The sequence below is a fragment of the Streptomyces sp. NRRL S-350 genome, from assembly GCF_000719705.1.
Lineage (GTDB): Bacteria > Actinomycetota > Actinomycetes > Streptomycetales > Streptomycetaceae > Kitasatospora.
In genome coordinates, this window is record NZ_JOHO01000077.1 from 1 (window position 1) to 18,711 (window position 18,711).

19 protein-coding genes are annotated in these 18,711 nt (G+C 73.3%); 4 read left to right on the forward strand and 15 right to left on the reverse strand.

Annotated features, from left to right (window positions below):
* Positions 1-206: 206 nt before the first annotated feature.
* Positions 207-1,577, reverse strand: coding sequence for a membrane protein (locus IF30_RS0136015; protein ID WP_030246482.1), 1,371 nt, complete (start codon positions 1,575-1,577; stop codon positions 207-209).
* A 323-nt stretch (positions 1,578-1,900) separates the two neighbouring features.
* Here IF30_RS0136015 and IF30_RS0136020 point away from each other — a divergent pair, with 323 nt between their 5' ends.
* Positions 1,901-2,821: a hypothetical protein gene (locus IF30_RS0136020; RefSeq protein WP_030246484.1), complete on the forward strand. Its 921-nt coding sequence runs from the start codon at positions 1,901-1,903 to the stop codon at positions 2,819-2,821.
* Between the two features lie 6 nt (positions 2,822-2,827).
* On the opposite strand, the gene mutM is transcribed toward IF30_RS0136020, so the two are convergent.
* The 10 genes from mutM to IF30_RS0136070 form a co-directional block, all read right to left on the reverse strand.
* On the reverse strand, positions 2,828-3,706 hold the full coding sequence (mutM, locus tag IF30_RS0136025; RefSeq protein WP_030246486.1) for a bifunctional DNA-formamidopyrimidine glycosylase/DNA-(apurinic or apyrimidinic site) lyase: 879 nt from the start codon (positions 3,704-3,706) through the stop codon (positions 2,828-2,830).
* Between the two features lie 81 nt (positions 3,707-3,787).
* Positions 3,788-4,576 (reverse strand): ribonuclease III, encoded by a 789-nt coding sequence (gene rnc / locus IF30_RS0136030; RefSeq protein ID WP_030246488.1) that lies wholly within the window; start codon positions 4,574-4,576, stop codon positions 3,788-3,790.
* Between the two features lie 20 nt (positions 4,577-4,596).
* Complete coding sequence (gene rpmF, locus IF30_RS0136035) at positions 4,597-4,770, reverse strand: 50S ribosomal protein L32 (protein ID WP_030056747.1); 174 nt, start codon at positions 4,768-4,770, stop codon at positions 4,597-4,599.
* A 2-nt stretch (positions 4,771-4,772) separates the two neighbouring features.
* Positions 4,773-5,417: a YceD family protein gene (locus IF30_RS0136040; RefSeq protein WP_030246489.1), complete on the reverse strand. Its 645-nt coding sequence runs from the start codon at positions 5,415-5,417 to the stop codon at positions 4,773-4,775.
* Between the two features lie 159 nt (positions 5,418-5,576).
* Positions 5,577-6,803, reverse strand: a complete 1,227-nt coding sequence (locus tag IF30_RS0136045; protein WP_030246491.1) for an ATP synthase F0 subunit B — start codon at positions 6,801-6,803, stop codon at positions 5,577-5,579.
* Between the two features lie 187 nt (positions 6,804-6,990).
* A complete protein-coding gene (coaD, locus tag IF30_RS0136050; protein WP_030246493.1) occupies positions 6,991-7,482 on the reverse strand; it encodes a pantetheine-phosphate adenylyltransferase in 492 nt (163 codons plus the stop codon).
* A gap of 50 nt (positions 7,483-7,532) precedes the next feature.
* Positions 7,533-8,117 carry a 16S rRNA (guanine(966)-N(2))-methyltransferase RsmD gene (rsmD, locus tag IF30_RS0136055; protein ID WP_030246494.1) on the reverse strand — a complete coding sequence of 195 codons (585 nt, stop codon included), beginning with the start codon at positions 8,115-8,117 and terminating at the stop codon, positions 7,533-7,535.
* A gap of 89 nt (positions 8,118-8,206) precedes the next feature.
* Positions 8,207-8,740, reverse strand: coding sequence for a hypothetical protein (locus IF30_RS0136060; RefSeq protein ID WP_030246497.1), 534 nt, complete (start codon positions 8,738-8,740; stop codon positions 8,207-8,209).
* Between the two features lie 104 nt (positions 8,741-8,844).
* Positions 8,845-11,073 carry an ATP-dependent DNA helicase RecG gene (gene recG, locus IF30_RS0136065; protein ID WP_030246498.1) on the reverse strand — a complete coding sequence of 743 codons (2,229 nt, stop codon included), beginning with the start codon at positions 11,071-11,073 and terminating at the stop codon, positions 8,845-8,847.
* 78 nt (positions 11,074-11,151) lie between these two features.
* Entirely contained in the window at positions 11,152-12,783 is a 1,632-nt protein-coding gene (locus tag IF30_RS0136070; protein ID WP_030246500.1) for a DAK2 domain-containing protein, read from the reverse strand.
* A gap of 301 nt (positions 12,784-13,084) precedes the next feature.
* On the opposite strand from IF30_RS0136070, the gene rpmB reads away from it, so the two are divergent.
* A complete protein-coding gene (gene rpmB / locus IF30_RS45995; RefSeq protein WP_014138233.1) occupies positions 13,085-13,270 on the forward strand; it encodes a 50S ribosomal protein L28 in 186 nt (61 codons plus the stop codon).
* A gap of 192 nt (positions 13,271-13,462) precedes the next feature.
* Here rpmB and thiD read toward each other — a convergent pair whose 3' ends face one another.
* The 3 genes from thiD to IF30_RS0136085 all read right to left on the reverse strand — a co-directional run bounded on the left by thiD (position 13,463) and on the right by IF30_RS0136085 (position 16,466).
* A complete protein-coding gene (thiD, locus tag IF30_RS0136075; protein ID WP_051711952.1) occupies positions 13,463-14,290 on the reverse strand; it encodes a bifunctional hydroxymethylpyrimidine kinase/phosphomethylpyrimidine kinase in 828 nt (275 codons plus the stop codon).
* 24 nt (positions 14,291-14,314) lie between these two features.
* On the reverse strand, positions 14,315-15,340 hold the full coding sequence (locus tag IF30_RS0136080) for an ATP-dependent 6-phosphofructokinase (RefSeq protein WP_030246504.1): 1,026 nt from the start codon (positions 15,338-15,340) through the stop codon (positions 14,315-14,317).
* Positions 15,341-15,500: 160 nt separating this feature from the next.
* The gene (locus tag IF30_RS0136085; RefSeq protein WP_030246507.1) at positions 15,501-16,466 is read right to left on the reverse strand and encodes a thiamine-phosphate kinase; all 966 of its coding nucleotides are present in this window, start codon (positions 16,464-16,466) and stop codon (positions 15,501-15,503) included.
* 207 nt (positions 16,467-16,673) lie between these two features.
* Here IF30_RS0136085 and IF30_RS0136090 point away from each other — a divergent pair, with 207 nt between their 5' ends.
* Positions 16,674-16,907 (forward strand): Lrp/AsnC ligand binding domain-containing protein, encoded by a 234-nt coding sequence (locus tag IF30_RS0136090; protein ID WP_030246508.1) that lies wholly within the window; start codon positions 16,674-16,676, stop codon positions 16,905-16,907.
* A gap of 20 nt (positions 16,908-16,927) precedes the next feature.
* Positions 16,928-17,446 carry a DUF3515 family protein gene (locus tag IF30_RS0136095; protein WP_158835771.1) on the forward strand — a complete coding sequence of 173 codons (519 nt, stop codon included), beginning with the start codon at positions 16,928-16,930 and terminating at the stop codon, positions 17,444-17,446.
* Between the two features lie 94 nt (positions 17,447-17,540).
* On the opposite strand, the gene IF30_RS0136100 is transcribed toward IF30_RS0136095, so the two are convergent.
* Positions 17,541-18,686 carry a D-alanine--D-alanine ligase family protein gene (locus IF30_RS0136100; RefSeq protein WP_030246512.1) on the reverse strand — a complete coding sequence of 382 codons (1,146 nt, stop codon included), beginning with the start codon at positions 18,684-18,686 and terminating at the stop codon, positions 17,541-17,543.
* Positions 18,687-18,711: the final 25 nt, after the last annotated feature.

Genomic DNA, 18,711 nt, shown 5'->3' on the forward strand with positions numbered 1-18,711 from the left:
TGACCTGCGCGATCTGGCACAACCGGACCACCGGCCGACCCATCACCCGCTCGCTGATCGCCTACGACCACTGACCGACTTCGGAACTACTCGTCTAGCCCCCGCAGCGCCCGGTCACCGCCCGGCCCCGGGCGGCCGGACACGGGAGCGGCCCCGCCGGAGGAACAGCCGGCGGGGCCGCGTGGAGTGGAGCTCCGGGCGGGGGGTTACCAGTCCCCGCCGCCGAAGTCGCCGCCGCCACCGAAGTCGCCACCGCCGCCGAAGTCTCCGCCGCCACCGAAGCCGCCGAAGTCGCCGCCGTTGAAGTCGCCGCCCGTGTAGTCGCCGCCCTCGTTCTGGTCCTGGTAGCCGTGGTGGCCGCCGTCCGTCATCGGCGCCGCGGCGTAGGCCGGGGAGCTCATCATGGAGCCGAGCATGGTGCCGACCAGCAGGCCGGGCAGCAGACCGCCCCCGCCGAAGCCGCCGAAGTAGCCGCCCGCCCAGGGCGCGTACGCCGGGCCGGCGTTCCAGTACGGCTGCGGGCCCTGGTCGGTGTCGACGGTGCGGACGGCCGGGTCGAGGCCGGCCGCCAGCCGGTCCGCGTCGGCCTGGCAGACCGGGACGGTGCGCGGGGCGCCGCCGGCCGGGGACCACTCGACGTCCTTGACGGAGGGACCGTGGCGCGGGTCCATGAAGCAGGGGGGACGGCGGTCGGGCAGCGGGCGCTGCTCGCGTCGGGCGCTCAGGGTGGCCAGTGCGAACCGGCCGTCCTCGATCGCCTCGGTGACCTGCTTGACGTCCTCGGGCCGCTTGGCCTCGTCCATCAGGCGCTTGGACTTCTCGTACGAGTCCAGGGCGTGGGCGTAGTCGGTGCGCTGGGCGTCGTCGACGCCCGGTGCGCCGGGGTTGAAGTCGAGCCGGTCCAGTTCCTCGCCGAAGGCGGTGATGTCCTCGTCCACCACGCGGCGCAGCTGCTCCAGCTCGGCCCGGGCCTTCTCCTCCTTGCGCTTCTTGGCGCGGCGGAAGAGGAAGAAGACTCCGGCGCCGGCCAGGGCCACCAGCACGACGGGGATGACCACCCAGGCGATCGAGGTGCTGTGGTTGACCCCGGTGCCCTTGGTCTGCGGGGCCGCCTGGTCGACGAAGTCGTTCAGCGTCGCGTCGATGTCGCCGTTGTGGGCGCGGAAGGCCGCGCCGGAGATCCGCTCGGGGATGCCGGCGCCCAGCGCGCCGCGGTCCGCGTGGGCCAGGAACTGGTTGCCGCGCCAGATCGCGTAGACACCGTCGATGCCCACCATGGTGCGCAGGTCCTTGAAGACGGTGTCCTTGGCGTAGGCCGGCGAGTCGGGGACGACCGCGACGAAGATCGGCTTGTCGGCCTTGTCGATCTTCTTGGTCAGGGCGTCGGCCTGCTCCTGGCTGAAGCGGCTCGTCATCGCCGGGTCCACGTAGACCTTGCCCTGCTTCAGGGCGGCGGAGGCGTCGCTCAGCCCGCCGGCGGCCGAGGCCGCCGGGGCCAGCAGGAGCAGCAGCCCGAGCAGCGCCGCCACCAGGGCAAGTGGCCCGGCGCCCCGGGAACGTCGTGCAAGGGTTCTCATGCCCCCGACGCTATCGCGAGTGGCGCCGGGGCACGCCATACCCTTCGCATACTGGTTGTGACAAGACTCCCCGCCGTCCGCCGGGGCAGCTCCCCTCCTCGGGGATGATGTTCCCCCCAGCCGACCCGGAGGCCGGCGGGGCGCGGGAACCGCAGGAGCCGCCCGGACGTACGTCCCGGCAGGCCCGGCCCGGTTCCGGGGCGGCCCGGGGGCGCTGCGGGGACGTCGAGACCGTACCGCGCGAACGGGCATAGTGGTCCCGGGCCGCCCGTCCCATGACCTGTTCTTGACCCACCCGACCCAACTCCCGATCGGAGCACCCGGTGATCATCGGCCTCGTCACCGCCGTGGCGGCATCCGCCTGCTACGGCACCGGCTCGGTCCTCCAGGCCGTCGGATCCCGCCGTTCCGCCCGCGAGGAGGCCGCCAAGGGCTCCACCGGCTCGACCACCGAGCACGGCGGACCCAGCCTGTCGTCGACCGCGAAGGCCGCCGTCACCTGGGAGTTCATCGTCGGTACGGTGCTCGACCTGATCGGCTTCGGGCTCGGCGCGCTGGCCGCGCGGCTGCTGCCGCTGTTCCTCTCCCAGACCATCATCAGCGCCAACCTGGTGATCACCGCGCTGCTCAGCATCAAGCTGCTGGGCATCAGGCTCAAGCAGTTGGAGTGGGCCTCGATCGGCGTGCTCTGCTCGGCGCTGGTGCTGCTGGCCGTCTCGGCCGGCCCGGAGGGCGGCCACCACGCGGACATGTCCTTCCACTGGTGGCTGCTGATCGCCACCACGGTGCTGCTGGTCGGCGGCAGCCTGCTGGTGCGGCGGATGGGCGCCGGCGGCGCGATCGTCGCCGGCCTGCTGTCCGGCCTCGGCTTCGGCGGCCTGGGCGTCGGTGTGCGCATCCTCGACGGCGTCGACCCGTTCGACCTGGGCACGCTGCTCTCCGACCCGGCGCTCTACGCGATCCTGGTCGGCGGCCTCGGCGGCATGTACATCCACACCGTGGCGCTGCAGATCGGCTCGGTGAACGGCGCCACGGCTGCCCTGGTGGTCGGCGAGACGGTGCTGCCCGGCGCGGTCGGCGTGCTGTGGCTCGGCGACTCCTCCAAGGCCGGCCTCGGCTGGCTGGGGGTGGTCGGCTTCCTGCTCGCGGTGGTGTCCGCGGTCGGGGTCGCCTACTTCGGCCAGGACGGCCACGGCACGCCCGGCGACGCCGCCGCCGAGCACCCCGAACTCGCGCACAAGTAGGGCGGGTCAGCCCCCGCTGCGGGCCCGCGGCACGCGCTGGCAGCGGGGGCAGAAGTAGCTGGAGCGGTTCATCCAGGCCACCCGCCGGATCGCGGTGCCGCAGCGGCGGCACGGCTCGTGCTCGCGGCCGTAGGCGTCGAGGTCCCGGGAGAAGTAGCCGCTCTCGCCGTTCACGTTGACGTAGAGGCTGTCGAAGCTGGTGCCGCCGACGGCGAGCGCCGCGGTCATCACGTCCCTGGCGTTGGCCAGCAGGAGCGCGGCCTGCGGGCGGGTCAGAGTCGCGGTCGGCCGGTCGTGGTGCAGCCTGGAGCGCCAGAGCGACTCGTCGGCGTAGATGTTGCCGACGCCGCTGATCAGGGTCTGGTCGAGCAGCGCGCGCTTGACGGTGGTGCGCTTGGCGCGCAGCGCGGTCAGGAAGGCCTCGTCGTCGAAGCGCGGGTCGAGCGGGTCGCGGGCGATGTGCGCGATGGAGACGGGCGTGCCCTCCGGGTCGTCCTCCTCGGCCTCCTCGACCGCCAGGCCGCCGAAGGTCCGCTGGTCGACGAAGCGCAGTTCGCGCCCGCCGTCGGTGAAGCGCAGCCGGACGCGCAGGTGCGTCTCGTCCGGCACCGACGGGTCCTGGACGAGGAGTTGGCCGCTCATCCCGAGGTGGCCGATCAGCGAGAAGCCGGTACCGCTGCCGGACAGCGGCACCCACAGGTACTTGCCGCGCCGCTGCGCGGTACCCAGGGTGGCGCCGGTCAGCCGGGCCGCGAAGTCGACCGCGCCGGCCGGCTGGCGGCGCACCGCGCGCGGGTGGAGGACCTGCACGTCGGCGACGGTCCGACCGGCGACCCAGCCGGCCAGACCGCGGCGGACGACCTCGACTTCGGGGAGTTCGGGCACGACAACACGCCTCCTGCGGGAGCGAACGGCAGGAGGGGGCTACGCCGCGCCCCTCCTGTCCCGTCGCTCGCTGCGCTCGCTCTAGGCCCCGGCGGGCAGCCGGTCCGCGTACTTCTCCTTGATCGCGCGCCAGGCGCTCTCGGCGGCCTTCTGCTCGGCTTCCTTCTTCGAGCGGCCGACGCCGCTGCCGAAGTCCTCGCCGGCCACCCGGGCCGCTGCGGTGAAGGTCTTCTCGTGGTCCGGACCGGACTCCATGACCACGTACTCGGGAACGCCGATGCCCACCGAGGCGGTGAGCTCCTGGAGGCTGGTCTTCCAGTCCAGGCCCGCGCCCAGCTGGGAGGACTCCTCGATCAGTGGGTCGAACAGCCGGTGGACGAACTCGGTGGCGGCGTCCAGCCCGCGGTCCAGGTAGACGGCGCCGATCACGGCCTCGACGGTGTCGGCGAGGATCGACGACTTGTCGCGGCCGCCGGTGCCCTCCTCGCCCTTGCCGAGCCGGATGAACGCGCCGAGGTCCAGGCCCCGGCCGACGTCCGCGAGCGCGCGGGAGTTGACCACCGCGGCGCGCAGCTTGGCGAGCGTGCCCTCCGGGACGTCCGGGTGGACGCGGTAGAGGGTGTCGGTCACCACCAGGCCCAGCACCGAGTCCCCGAGGAACTCCAGGCGCTCGTTGGTGGGCAGACCACCGTTCTCGTACGCGTACGAGCGGTGGGTCAGGGCACGTACCAGAAGGGCGCGCTCGAGTGTGTACCCGAGGCGCCCTTCCAGGACGTCGTATTCGGTCGAAGCCGGCCCGCCGGCCTTGCCGCCGCCCGAAGTGCCCTTCGGGGCGGTGGACGCCTTGCGGGTGGAGTTACCGTCCGACATCGATCCGTGCACCCTGCCGATCAGACCGAGAGGACCTGGCGGCGGTTGTACGTGCCGCAGCTCGGGCACGCGATGTGGCCGAGCTTCGGCTCGTGGCAGCGGTCGCACGCCACGAGGGCCGGAACGACGGCCTTCCAGTTGGACCGGCGGTGGCGCGTGTTGCTGCGCGACATCTTCCGCTTCGGAACAGCCACGGCTACTTCTCCTGGTTCTCGGCGAGACCCTCACGGGTGTCGCTGTTCTTGATCCCGTCACCCTCGTCGCCGGGGGCGGCGGAGAGTCCCTGCAGAGCCGCCCACCGGGGGTCGGCGGCGTCGTGGTGGTGCGCCGGGTCGTCGCTCAGGCGCGCCCCGCATTCGGAGCACAGACCCAGGCAGTCTTCCTGGCACACCGGCTGCAGCGGCAGTGCGAGCACCACCGCGTCACGCAGCACCGGCTGGAGGTCGAAGAAGTCGCCCTCCAGACGGTAAGTCTCTTCTTCCGAGTCCTCGTCGAGGTCCTCGGTCCCGGTGGTCCGGGCGCGGTGGCGCTCGTCGGACTCCGGGTAGTAGTACAGCTCCTGGAAGTCCACGTCGATGTCGAAGTCGACGGGCTCCAGGCACCGGACGCACTCGCCCTCGACGTGGGCGTCGGCGGTGCCGGTGACCAGCACGCCCTCGACCACGGACTCCAGGCGGAGCTCCAGCTCGATCGGGCTCTTCTCCGGGACGCCGATCACGTCGATGATCCCGAGGCCCTCGGGGGCCTCCAGGGTCCGGCTCACCTTGCGCATCGAACCCGGACGACGGCCCAGCTCGTGCGTGTCGAACACGAGGGGGTCGCGGTGGTCGAGGCGGTTCACGGTGTCCTGACTTCCATGGGGGTGATCGGTGCGTCTCCATCAGGTCGGCGCCGCGAGGGCAAGCCGACAGTCCGACGTGGAGAGGCCGGAGTGGTCAGACTACCGGAGTCTCCCGCCAGGCCCAACTTCGGTCCCGTCAGGAGACTCGCCGCCGGTCCGCTAGCGTCCGCCGAGCTCCCGCAGCCTGGTCATGTCGATCATGCTGGTGTCGAAGAAGCTGGTCTCGTCCAGGCCTTGGCCCTGCTGCTGCCCGTGCTGCTGGCCCTGCTGCTGCTGGTGGTGCCCCTGCTGCTGGTGCGGGACGGCCGGCGGGGCGGCGGGCGGCTGCGGGTAGTTGTAGCCGTCGTACGGCTGCGCGCCGTAGCCCGGCTGCGGTTGCTGCTGTTGCTGCTGCTGGTAGTCGTAGCCCCCCTGCTGCTGGGGCGGGTAGCCCTGCTGCTGGTAGCCGCCCTGCTGCTGGCCCCACTGGGTGTGGTACGGATCGCCCTGGCCCGCCGGGTCGTAGCCGCCGCCGTACACCTCGGCGTACTGCCCGCCCTGCTGCTGGGCGGCCGCGTACTGGTCGGCCCCGGGGTCCTGCCAGCCGGCCGCGGCCGGGGTCTGCTCCGGCCAGGTCTGCTGCTGCGGGACGTCCTCGCGGTACCAGGCGATGTCCGAGCCGTCACTGTCCTCGGCGAAGCCCGCCGCCACCGCCTCGGCCCGCTCCTTGGCGTGCTGCGCCTCGTCGGCGGCGGCCAGGTAGGCGCCCAGCTCGTCGATGGGCCGCTTGCCGAGCAGCTTGTCGCGGCCCTTGCCGACGGCCTCCAGGGTGGCGCCGAGCACGTTCTCCAGCGTGGCGAGCTTCACATCGACGTACTCGTCCACCTCGGGGCTCGGGCTGTGCCGCTGCGGGCGGAACTCCTCGCCGTCGGCCTCGCCGTCGTGCTCGTTCTCGAAGATGCCGGCGTCACCGCGCAGCTTGGTGCGGCCGCGGCCGACCGCGCCGAGCGTCTTGGTCAGCACGACCTCGAAGTTGGCGAGCTTGCTGTCCACGTAGTCGTCGGCCTCGGCCCGCTTGGCCTCGACCTCGGCCCGCGCCTCGGCGAGGATCCGGTCGGCCTGGGCCTGCGCCTGGCGGACCACCTCGGTGTCCGAGATCAGCGAGCCGCGCTCGGCGTGCGCCCCCTGGATGATCCGCTCCGCCTCGGCCTGGGCACCGGCCACCACGTGCTCGTGGTCGGCCATCACCGACTGGGCCTGGGCGAGTTCGGCGGGCAGGGCCGCCTTGAGGTCGTTGAGCAGGCCGATCAGCTCGGCCCGGTTCACCACGCAGGAGGCCGACATCGGCATCGAGCGGGCGTTCTCGACCGCCGCCACGATCTCGTCGACCTTGTTCTGCACGTCCACGGGGCTTCGTCTTTCCGTGTGCCGCCGACGGTCCGGCGGAGGCAGGCCCGACGCGGTGGACCTCACCGCAGGGCAGGGATACAGACTTTACGGCCAGCGTGGGGCGGGGTCACAACGCCCGAGCCGAACCGACTCCCCGCCCAACGGACAATTGGTGACGAACCGGCAGAAAGGGACAACCGGCGGGCTACTGCTCGGCCTTGCGCTCCGCGATCCGCTCGACCAGTCGCCGGTGCACCGTCTCCGGCAGCAGGTGCGAGACGTCACCGCCGTACGAGGCGACCTCCTTGACCAGCGTCGAGGAGAGGAAGCTGTACGTCGGCGAGGTCGGCACGAACAGCGTCTCCACGCCGGTCAGGCCGTGGTTCATCTGCGCCATCTGCAGCTCGTAGTCGAAGTCGCTGACCGCGCGCAGGCCCTTGATGATCGCGGGGATGCCGCGCTCCCGGCAGAAGTCCACCAACAGGCCGTGGTACGACTCGGCCACCACGTTGCCGAAGCTCGCGGTGACCTCCTCGATCAGGTCGATCCGCTCCTCGACGCTGAACATGCCCTGCTTGTTCCGGTTCACCAGGACCGTGACGTGCACCACGTCGTAGAGCTTCGAAGCCCGCCCGATGATGTCGAGGTGACCGTGGGTGATCGGGTCGAACGAACCGGGACAGACGGCTCGGCGCATGGCGTGTGTGCTCCCTCGTGGGGTGACGGCTCTTGCGGGCCCGCGGCCCGCTACTCCTGCTCGCCGGCCGCGGCGGCGGCGCGACCGTACCAGAGCGTGCCCTCGCCGTAGCGGCGGGAGCGCAGCGGCTCGAAGCCCTCGGGCCAACCGAACTCGCCGCCGCGGGTACTGCGCTCCACGGTGACAAGCGAGTCCGGCGCGAGCCAGCCCCCGGCCAGGAGTGTGATCAGCATCTCGCGCAGTTCGGCGTCCGTCACGGCGTACGGCGGATCGAGGAACACCAGGTCGTACGGGGTCTGCGGGGCCGGCCCCGCGACCACCTTCTCCGCCTTGGCGGCCCGCACCTCGGCGCCCGGCAGGCCGACCGTCCGGACGTTCTCCCGGATCACCCGGGCCGCCTGGCCGTCCGCCTCGACCAGCAGGACGTGCTCGGCACCGCGCGACAGCGCCTCCAGCCCGACCGCGCCCGATCCGCCGAACAGGTCCAGCATCCGGGCCCCGTGCAGGGTGCCGCGCAGCGCCTCCAGGGTGGAGAACATCGCCTCGCGGGCCTTGTCGGAGGTCGGTCGGGTGCCCCGGCCGGGCGGTACGGCCAGCCGGCGGCCGCCGGCCGCCCCGGCGATCACGCGGGTCATGGTGGTGGGAGGTCCTTTCGTCGCTGCCCGACCACGCTATACGGGCCGGGGCCCCACCGACGCGCGGTGGGGCCCCGGGGGTCGGTCCGTCAGCTCGCGTCCGCCGCCGCGCCCTGGGCCGGGACGGCCGCGCCGAGCAGGGCCGGCGAGGCGTAGCGGGACCAGGACAGGCAGCCGTCGGGCGGGCAGAACTCGGGGCGGCGCGGGTCGTGCCCGAGCTCGCGCAGCTTGGTCCGGACGGAGTCGGGCGTGCGGCCGAAGCGGGCGGCGATCCGGGCGACGGTCTCACCGTCGTGGAAGCGCCGGACCAGCTCCTCCTCGTGCTGCGGCACCCAGGGGGCGCCGTGGCCGGGGTACAGCTCGCGCAGCACGTCGCGGTCGGGGATGGGCTCGGAGACGTCGGCGACGATCGCCAGCGCCCGCAGCGCGCGGTTGAGCGCGATCCGCAGCGAGGCGACGTCCTCGACCGGCAGGCGGAGCTTGCCCGAGGCGAGCGGTGTGGCGGCCGCCCCCTCGCGCCAGCCGGTCAGGGTGAGGGTGACCTCGCGGTCGTCGTCGCTGGCGAGTTCGATCCGGAAGACCTTGTCGCCCAGCGGGAGCTCGTTGAGATGACGGAATGCCATGGCAGGACCCCCAAGTGTCGCGCCAGGTACGCACCTTGGGGGTGCGCCCTGAACACCTTCATTCTCTCGCGGGGGTCTGACAATCCCGGGGCGCGCGGGCCCGCTCAGCCCTTCTCCATGTAGGCCGCGCGGTCCTCGTCGATCAGGCTCTCCAGCGCGGTGCGCAACTCCGGGTGCGCGGCCAGCTCCGGGTCCTCGGCGACCAGCCTGGTCGCCTCCGTCCGGGCGGTGAGGATGACCTCCTCGTCCTCCAGCACCGAGAGCACCTTGAGCGAGGACTTCACCCCGGACTGCGCCTGGCCCAGCACGTCGCCCTCGCGGCGCTGCTCCAGGTCGATCCTGGACAGCTCGAAGCCGTCCAGGGTGCCCGCCACCGCGTCCAGCCGGGCCCGGGCGGCGCTGCCCGCGGGCATGTCGCTGACCAGCAGGCACAGGCCCGGCGCGCTGCCGCGGCCGACCCGGCCGCGCAGCTGGTGGAGCTGGGAGACGCCGAAGCGGTCGGCGTCCATGATGACCATCGCGGTCGAGTTGGGGACGTTGACGCCGACCTCGATGACCGTCGTGGCGACCAGCACGTCCACCTCGCCGGCCGCGAACCGCCGCATCACCTCGTCCTTGGCCTCCGGGGCGAGCCGCCCGTGCAGGATCTCCACCCGCAGCCCGGCGAGCGGGCCCTTCACCAGCTTCTCCGCCGTCTCCACCACCGAGAGCGGGGGCCGCCGTTCGTCGCTCGCGGCGCCGAGGTCGGCGACCTCCTCGAAGTCCTCCTCGGCCGCCTTCCGCTTCTTCCGGGACTCCCCCTTGGCCGGGGCCGCCGGCTCCTCGTCCCCGATCCGGGGGCAGACCACGTACGCCTGGTGGCCCTTGGCGACCTCCTCGCGGACCCGCTCCCAGGCCCGGGTGAGGAAGTTGGGCTTCTCCAGCGCCGGGACGACATGGGTGGAGATCGGCGAGCGGCCGGCCGGCAGCTGGTCGAGGACGGAGGTCTCCAGGTCCCCGAACACGGTCATCGCGACGGTGCGCGGGATCGGGGTGGCGGTCATCACCAGCAGGTGCGGCGGCTGGTCCCCCTTGGCGCGCAGGGCGTCCCGCTGCTCGACGCCGAAGCGGTGCTGCTCGTCCACCACGACGAGCCCGAGGTCCTGGAACTGGACCTTGTCCTCGATCAGCGCGTGGGTGCCGATGGCGATCCCGGCGTCCCCGCAGGCCATGTCGAGCAGCGCCTGGCGCCGGGCGGCGACGCCCATCGAGCCGGTCAGCAGCGCCACCCGGGTGCCGAGGTCGGAGCCGCCGATCATGCCGCCCTCGGCCAGGTCCCCCATCATCTCGACGATCGAGCGGTGGTGCTGCTGGGCCAGCACCTCGGTGGGCGCCAGCAGGACGGCCTGGCCGCCCGCGTCCACCACGGCGAGCATGGCGCGCAGGGCGACCAGGGTCTTCCCGGAGCCGACCTCGCCCTGGAGCAGGCGGTGCATCGGGTGCTCGGTCGCCAGGTCGGCGGCGATCTCGGCGGAGACCTTCTGCTGGCCCTCGGTGAGGGTGAACGGCAGCCGGGCGTCGAAGGCGTCCAGCAGGCCGCCGGCGCGGGCCCGGCGCGGCTTGGCGGGCAGGGCGGAGTCGGCGGCCCGGCGCTGGGCCAGGGCGACCTGGAGCACGAAGGCCTCGTCCCAGCGCAGCCGGCTCTGGGCGCGCTCGCGGTCGGCCTGGCTGCGCGGGCGGTGGATCAGCTCCAGGGCTTCGGGCAGCGGGATCAGGTCGTGCCGTTCGCGCAGTTCGGCGGGCAGCGGCTCGCCGACGTCGTCGAGGTGCTTGGTGAGCGCGGTCTCGATGCAGATCGACAGCTTCCAGCTGGGCATCTGCGCGCTGGCGCCGTACACCGGGATGAGCCGGCCGGCGAACTGCTGCGCGGCGTCCGACCCGGCCTCCTCGTCGAGCAGTTGGTAGTCGGGCGAGACCAGCTGGCGGGTCCGGTTGAAGGCGCCGACCTTGCCCGCGAACAGGCCCTGGGCGCCGGCCCTGAGCTCCTTCTGCCGCCAGCCCTGGTTGAAGAAGACCAGCGAGAGCCGGCTGCGGCCGTCGGTGACGACGACCTCCAGGCGGTCGCCCTTGCGGCCGCGGAACGGGATCAGGGTGACCTTCTCGATCCGGGCCAGCACGGTGACGTGCTCGTCGATCTCCAGCTCGTCCAGGCTGGTGAGCTGGCCGCGTTCGACGTAGCGGCGCGGATAGTGGTGCAGCAGGTCCCCGACCGTGCGCAGCTTGAGGCTGTCGGCGAGCACCTTGGCGGTGCGGTCGCCGACGAGCTTGGTCAGTGGTTCATCGAGAGCGCCCATCAAGCCCCTGTCTACACCAAGGGGCCGACAGAGCGGGCCCCTGCCGCCGGCGGCACGCGACCGGCGGGGGCGGCGGTCTCACTCCACGCCGATGAGCAGCGGCGCCGACTCCTGCCCGCCCTGGAAGACCACCGCGTCCACCTCGGGGCGCCGGTGCCGGGCGTGTGCGACCAGCCGTTCGGCCAGCGCCTCGTCGGTGCCCACGCCGAGGACGAGGGTGACGAGTTCGCCGCCCGCGCCGAGCATCCGGTCCAGCACGCTCTCGCCGACCTCGGCCAGCCCGGTGCCGATCACCGCGACGTCGCCGTCGATCAGCCCGAGCACGTCCCCGGCCTGGCAGACCCCGGCCATCGTCCAGGACTCCCCCTCGGCGACGGCGAGTTCGGCGCACCGGGTGGCCCCGGCGGCGGAGGTCATGGCGACCACGTCCTCGTCGAAGCGGCGGCCGCCCTCGTGCACCGCGAGCGCCGCCAGCCCCTGCACCGGCGAGCGGGTGGGCAGCACGGCGATCCGGACGCCCTCCTCGCGCAGTTGGTCGGCGGCGGCACCGGCGGCGGCGCGCAGCTCGGGGTCGTTGAGCAGCAGGACGACCTCGCGGGCGGCCGAGCGGCGGACGGCGGCGGCGAGTTCGGCGCTGGTCGGCGGCCGGTCGGGGTCGGCGTGCAGGACGACGGCGCCGGCCTGCTCGCAGAGTTCGGCCAGGCCCTCGCCGGAGACCACGGAGAGCACCGCGCGGGCCCGCTCCTCGCGTCGGCCGCGCTCGGCGGCGGTGCCGGCGCGGGCGGCGGCCTCGGCGAAGTGCGTGATCCGGATCTGGTGCGGGCGTCCGGCCTCGACCCCGGCCTCCACGGCGGCGCCCGCGTCGTCCACGTGGACGTGCACGTTCCACAGGCCGTCGCCGCCGCCGATGACCAGCGAGTCGCCGAGCCCGCCGAGCCGTTCGCGCAGCGCGGGCAGCGCGTCGTCCGGTGCGTCCAACAGGTAGATGACCTCGAAGGCGGGGTGGCCGGGGCCGGGCGGCCGTACGTGCGTCTCGCAGTGCTCGACGGCCCGGAGGTCCCCGCGCAGCGCGACCGGCCCCATCGGCTGCTGCCCGGCGACGGCGTCGGCGAGGGCGCCGAGGACGGCCACCAGGCCGCGCCCGCCGGCGTCCACGACCCCGTTCTCGGCCAGCACGGCGAGCTGTTCGGGGGTGTGCCGCAGTGCGTCCCGGGCTGCCCGGTAGGCGGTGTCGGCGACCTGCGCGAGCCCGTCCCCGGCCCGCACCGCCTCCCGGGCGGCGACCCGGGCGACGGTCAGCAGGGTGCCCTCGACGGGCTCCGCGACGGCCTGGTAGGCGGAGTCGGCGGCCCGCTGCAGGGCGGCCCGCAGCTGTTCGGCGCCGCCGCCCTCGGCCAGCGTCTCGGCGGTGCCCCGCAGCCACTGGGCGAGGATCACCCCGGAGTTGCCCCGGGCGCCGACCAGCGCGCCCCGGGCCATCGCCCGCACCGTGTCGGCCAGTCCGGGCGCCGGGTGGGCGGCGGGGTCGGCGAAGCGGCTCTCCACCGCGGCGGCGGCGGACTCGACGGTCAGGTAGAGGTTGGTGCCGGTGTCGCCGTCGGGGACGGGGTAGACGTTGAGCGCGTCGATCTCCTCGCGGGCCTGGCCGAGCGCGCGCAGGGCCAGCTGGCACCAGGTGCGCACGGCCGGGGCGTCGAGCGTGTGCAGCACCAGGTCTCCTCCGGGATTGGGACGCCGCGACGGCCTGTGGGGCAGCAGCGCGTGCACGGCGGCTGCGGGGGGTGGTACCGGCAGGCTATCGGGGGGCGGGGAGGGCTGCCCGGACCGGCGGCCGAAGCGATCACTCGGCCGGTCATGGTAGTTTCGTGGGACGGAAGCAAGCGATGTATGCTCTTCCGGTTGCCTGGAACCGTCCAGGCTCACCCCCTTGTCCGGTCTGGTTCACGCGAGTGCTCCGGTGGGTGGGCGGGGTTTTCGAAAGTAACTGATCTGAAGTCTTGGAGTGACTCCTGTGGCTGCCAACTGCGACGTCTGCGGCAAGGGGCCGGGCTTCGGCAACAGCATCTCCCACTCTCACCGCCGTACCCCCCGTCGTTGGAACCCCAACATCCAGACGGTGCGCGCTGTGATTGGGCGGACGCCGAAGCGGCTCAACGTCTGCACCTCGTGCATCAAGGCCGGTAAGGTCTCGCGCTGACGCGCAGACCGGCATGCCGGTCCTCCAGTGAGCCGGTTCATCCTCGGATGGACCGGCTCCACTGTTTTCGCGGCCGGCTACGCCGTTTCCGGACTCACCAGTGGTGGGCGGGCTCCTTCGGGGGCCCGCCCACCGCTGTTCTGCGGCCGGCCTCCGTGCCGCAGGCCGCCGCCGGTCTCCGGCCGGCCTCGTTCAGCGCCAGCGCCAGGCGTGGTCGACCGGCCCGATCCCGGCGCCCAGCGCGAAGCCCGCGGCGATCGCGCCGGTGACGTACTCCTTGGCCGACCCGACCGCCTCGGGCAGCGGTTCGCCCTTGGCCAGGCCGGCCGCGATCGCGCTGGCCAGGGTGCAGCCGGTGCCGTGGGTGTGCCGGTTGTCGTGGCGCGGCGCCCGGTACCAGTGCTCCTGCCCCGGACCGCCGTACAGCAGGTCGGCGGCCTCGCCCTCCAGGTGGCCGCCCTTGACCAGCACCCAGCGCGGCCCGAGGTCGAGCAGCGCCTTGGCGGCGTCCAGCATCTGTCCCTCGTCGTCGACGGTCCGGCCGGTGAGCTGCGTCACCTCGTGCAGGTTGGGGGTGGCCAGGGTGGCGACCGGCAGCAGCTTCTCGCGGACGGTGGCGACGGCCTCGGCGGCCAGCAGTGCGTCCCCGTGCTTGGAGACGCCGACCGGGTCGACCACCACCGGGGCGTCGACCCCGGCGAGCAGTTCCGAGACCGTCTCGACCAGGTCGGTCGAGGCGAGCATGCCGGTCTTCACGGCCTGCACCCCGATGTCGTCCACGACGCTGCGGAACTGCGCCCGGACGGCTTCGGCGGGCAGTTCCCAGTAGCCCTGGACGCCGAGCGAGTTCTGCGCGGTGACGGCGGTGATCACGCTCATGCCGTGGACGCCGAGGGCGAGCATCGCCTTGAGGTCGGCCTGGATGCCGGCGCCGCCGCCGGAGTCGGATCCGGCGACGGTGAGCACGCGGGGAGGGGCCGCGGGGGACGGAGCCACGCGGGGGGCGGAAGTCGAAGCCATGGACCCCAACCTACCTGCGCGGATTCACAGCACGGCTTCGGATTCCGCCCAGCGGTCCTGCGGCACCGTCTTCAGCCGGGTCACCGCGTCGCCGATCGGCAGCAGTTCGATGCCGGTCCTGCGCAGCGCGGTGAAGTGCCCGAACGCGCCCTGGTGCACGGCCTCCACCGCGTGCCAGCCGAAGCGGGTGGCGAGCACCCGGTCGCGGGCGGTCGGGGTGCCGCCGCGCTGGGTGTGGCCGAGGATGACCGGGCGGGCCTCCTTGCCGAGCAGGTCCTCCAGCTCGTGGGCGAGCCGGTTGCCGATCCCGCCGAACGTCCGGTGGCCGTACTGGTCGACCTCGCCGTGGTCGAAGCGCATGGTGCCGGGGGTCGGGGACGCGCCCTCGGCGACGGCGATGATGGCGAACTTCTTGCCGCGGGCGAAGCGGTCCTCGATTATCCGGGCCACCGCCTCGATGTCGAAGGGCTTCTCCGGGATGAGGATGCCGTGCGCGCCGCCGGCCATGCCCGCGGTGAGGGTGATCCAGCCGGTGTGACGGCCCATCAACTCCACGACCATGACCCGCTGGTGGGATTCGGCGGTGGTCTTCAGCCGGTCGATCGCCTCGGTCGCGACGTGCACCGCCGTGTCGAAGCCGAAGGTGACGTCGGTGGCGTCGATGTCGTTGTCGATGGTCTTCGGCACCCCGACCACCGGCAGTCCGGCGTCGCTGAACAGCTTGGCGGCGGTCAGTGTGCCCTCGCCGCCGATCGCGATCAGCGCGTCGATGCCGATCTCCCGGGCCAGGGCCTTGGCGTTCTGCACCGCCCAGGCGATCCGGTCGCGCCGGACCCGGGCCGAGCCCAGGACGGTGCCGCCGAGGGTGAGCAGGCCGGTGACGTCGTCGTGCGAGACCGTCCGGGTGCGGCCTTCGATCAGGCCGAGGAAGCCGTCCAGGATGCCGACGATCTCGTCGCCGTGGACGTCCGTGCCGCGGTGCACCACGGAGCGGATCACCGCGTTGAGGCCGGGGCAGTCGCCGCCGCTGGTCAGTACACCGATGCGCATGTCAGGTGTGCTCCCGCTCGCAGTGGTTCGGGCCGCCCGCGCCGCACGGGCGGGCGGGCTCGGATGGCGCAAGCCTACGCACAACGCACCCGCGAAGCCCGTCCCCCGACCGCCGGAGCGTCACGCGCCGCCGCCGTACGGTCCCTGGCGCGGCCGCGCCTCACTCGGCGAAGTGGTCCCACCCGCCGGCCCGGTCCCAGGGCGCGCCGTCGACCGTCACCCGGCCGCTGCGGCTGCCCGTCGGGCGGCCGGTCACCTCGCCCACCACCCGCCAGCGGGCCGGGAGTTGGGCCCCGCGGGGGAAGGTCGCCACGATCGCGTGGTCCTCACCGCCGGAGAGCACCCAGACCAGCGGGTCCACTCCGACCGCCTGGCCGATGTCCGCCATCTGCGTCGGGACGTCGAAGTCGGCGGCCTTCAGGTCGATGTCCACCTCGCTGGCCCTCGCCACGTGGCCGAGGTCGGCGACCAGTCCGTCGCTCACGTCGATCATCGAGGTGGCGCCCAACTCGGCGCCCGCCGGGCCGGCGTGGTACGGCGGCTCGGGCCGGCGGTGCGCCTCGACGAAGGCGCGCGGGGAGCGGAACCCGCGCTGCAGCACGGTCAGTCCGGCGGCCGACCAGCCGAGCCAGCCGGTGACCGCGACGACGTCGCCGACCTGCGCGCCGGAGCGCGTCACCGCCGCCCGCCCCTGGAGGTCCCCGAGCGCCGTGATGGCCAGCGTGACGGTGTCGCCGCGCACGACGTCGCCACCGACCACGGTCGCCCCGGCCACCTGGCACTCGTCGCGCAGCCCGTCCATCAACTCGGTGGCCCAGGTGGTCGGCAGGTCGGCGGGGGCGACCAGACCGAGCAGTATCGCGGTCGGCACCGCCCCCATCGCGGCCACGTCGGCGAGGTTCTGGGCGGCGGCCTTGCGGCCCACGTCGTAAGCGGTGGACCAGTCCCGGCGGAAGTGCCGGTTCTCGATCAGGACGTCCATGGTCGCCACCACCCGGCCGTCCGGAGCCCGCACCACCGCGGCGTCGTCGCCCGGTCCGAGGTCGACCGCATCGGTGAGCGGTACCCGGGCGGTCAGCTCCCTGATGAGGCCGAACTCGCCGAGCTCGCCCACGGTCCCCTGCATCTGCCGTCCTCTCGCGTTTTCATCCGATCCGGTCCCCGTCGCGCTCCCCCGCGCGCAGCGTACGCCCTTCGGGGACGCCGAGGTCTCCCCTCCCCGGCCCGCTGCGCGGTAGCGTGGTGATCAGACTGCCGGTGAGCCCACTCCACCCCCGCGCCCGACCGGGTGCTCACGGCGGCGATCCCCGTAACCGGCCGCCGGGAGGTCCCCGTGGTACAGGCATACATCCTGATCCAGACCGAGGTAGGAAAGGCCACCGTGGTGGCCCGGACGATCACCGGTATCCCCGGCGTGCTCACCGCCGAGGACGTCACCGGCCCCTACGACGTGATCGTCAAGGCGGAGGCCGAAACCGTCGACGAGCTGGGCCGCATGGTGGTGGCCCAGGTCCAGAAGGTCGAGGGCATCACCCGCACCCTCACCTGCCCCGTGGTCCACCTCTAGGGCCCGGCTACCATCGGCGGGTGGCCAGAGAACTCCGCATCCCCGAGGCGCTGACCGCCGTCCCGGCGCCGATCCGCTGGCTGGCCCTGCCCGTCGCGCTCGCGGGCGCGGTCGCCGTGCTGGTCGGCGGTTGGGGCACCGCCGACCCGAAGGTCGAGGTCCCGCACCCGGGCGGCAGGGCGGCCGCCTACTGCCAGGCCCTGGCCGCCGCGCTGCCGCAGGAGTTGCTCGGCCACGCCCGCAAGGACCCGTCGCCCGCCTCCCCGTACGTGGCCGCCTGGGGCAGTTCGCCCCGGACGGTGCTGCGCTGCGGTGTCGACCGGCCGGAGGAGTTGGACGGCGAGCACGCCATGGACTGGTCCCCGACCGTCGACGACGTCACCTGGTGGTCGCAGAAGCTCGACGACGGCGGCTACCGCTTCGTGACGACCATGCGCGCCGCCTACGTCGAGGTGACCGTCCCGGCGGGGGCCGCGCGGAACCCCTTCGACCCGGCCGCCGCGCTCACCCCGGCGGTCAAGGCGAACGTCCCGGGCTGAGCCCGACGCCCGTGCTCCCGCCGCACGACACGGGCCGCACGGCCGCGCGGGGCGGGCCGGAAGGCTCCCGGCCCGCCCCGCGCCGTACGGTTCGCTAGCGCAGCCCGGTCGAGCGCCGCAGCGCCGTCTGCAGCAGCCGGTCGATCAGCTCCGGGTACGGCACCCCGCTGGCCTCCCACATCTTCGGGTAGGCCGAGATCGGGGTGAAGCCGGGCATCGTGTTGATCTCGTTGATCATCCAGGTGCCGTCCTCCAGCAGGAAGAAGTCCACCCGGGCCAGGCCCTCGCAGCCGAGCGCCTCGAAGGCCTCGACCGCCTGGCGCCGGATCTCGGCGAGTTCCGCGGCGGTCAGCTCCGCCGGGATCCGGACGTCGGAGGAGTCGATGTACTTGGCCTCGAAGTCGTAGAAGTCGAAGCCGTCGCCGACCAGCACCTCGCCGGCCACGCTGGCCCGCGGGCCGTCCTCGAACTCCAGCACGCCGCACTCGATCTCGCGGCCGGTCACGCCGGCCTCGATGATCAGCTTCGGGTCGTGCCGGCGGGCCTCCTCGATCGCGGCGTCAAGGTCGGCCGGGTCCTTCACCTTGGTGATGCCGATGCTGGAGCCGGCCCGGCAGGGCTTCACGAACAGCGGCAGGCCCAGCTCGGCGGCCCGCTCGCGCACCGCCGCGCGGCCCTCCTCGGTGTCCCACTCGCGCGGCCGCACGATGGTGTAGCGGCCGACGTTCAGGCCGTGCGAGGCGAGGATCCGCTTGGCGAACTCCTTGTCCATGCCGGCCGCGCTGGCCAGCACGCCGTTGCCCACGTACGGGACGCCGGAGAGCTCCAGCAGGCCCTGCAGGGTGCCGTCCTCACCCCAGGGGCCGTGCAGGAGCGGGAACACCACGTCGACCTCACCGAGGGCCTTGGGGGCGCTTCCCGGTTCGCTCAGCACCACCTCGCGGTCGCCCGGGGCGACCGGCAGCGCGACCTGCCCGTCGACGGACTCGGCGACGTGTGCCACGTCCGGCAGCCTGCCGTCGGTGATGGCCATCCGGGCCGGTTCGTCGCTGGTCAGCGCCCAGCGGCCCTCGTGCGTGATGCCGATCGGCAGCACGTCGTACTTGTCGCGGTCGATCGCCCTGAGCACGCTGCCCGCGGTGGAGACCGAGATGGCGTGCTCGGAGCTGCGTCCGCCGAAGACCAGCGCGACGCGCGTCTTCCGGGCGGACGGGTTCGGGGAGGACTGTTCGATGCTCATATCGGGTTTGAGACTACCGTGCGAG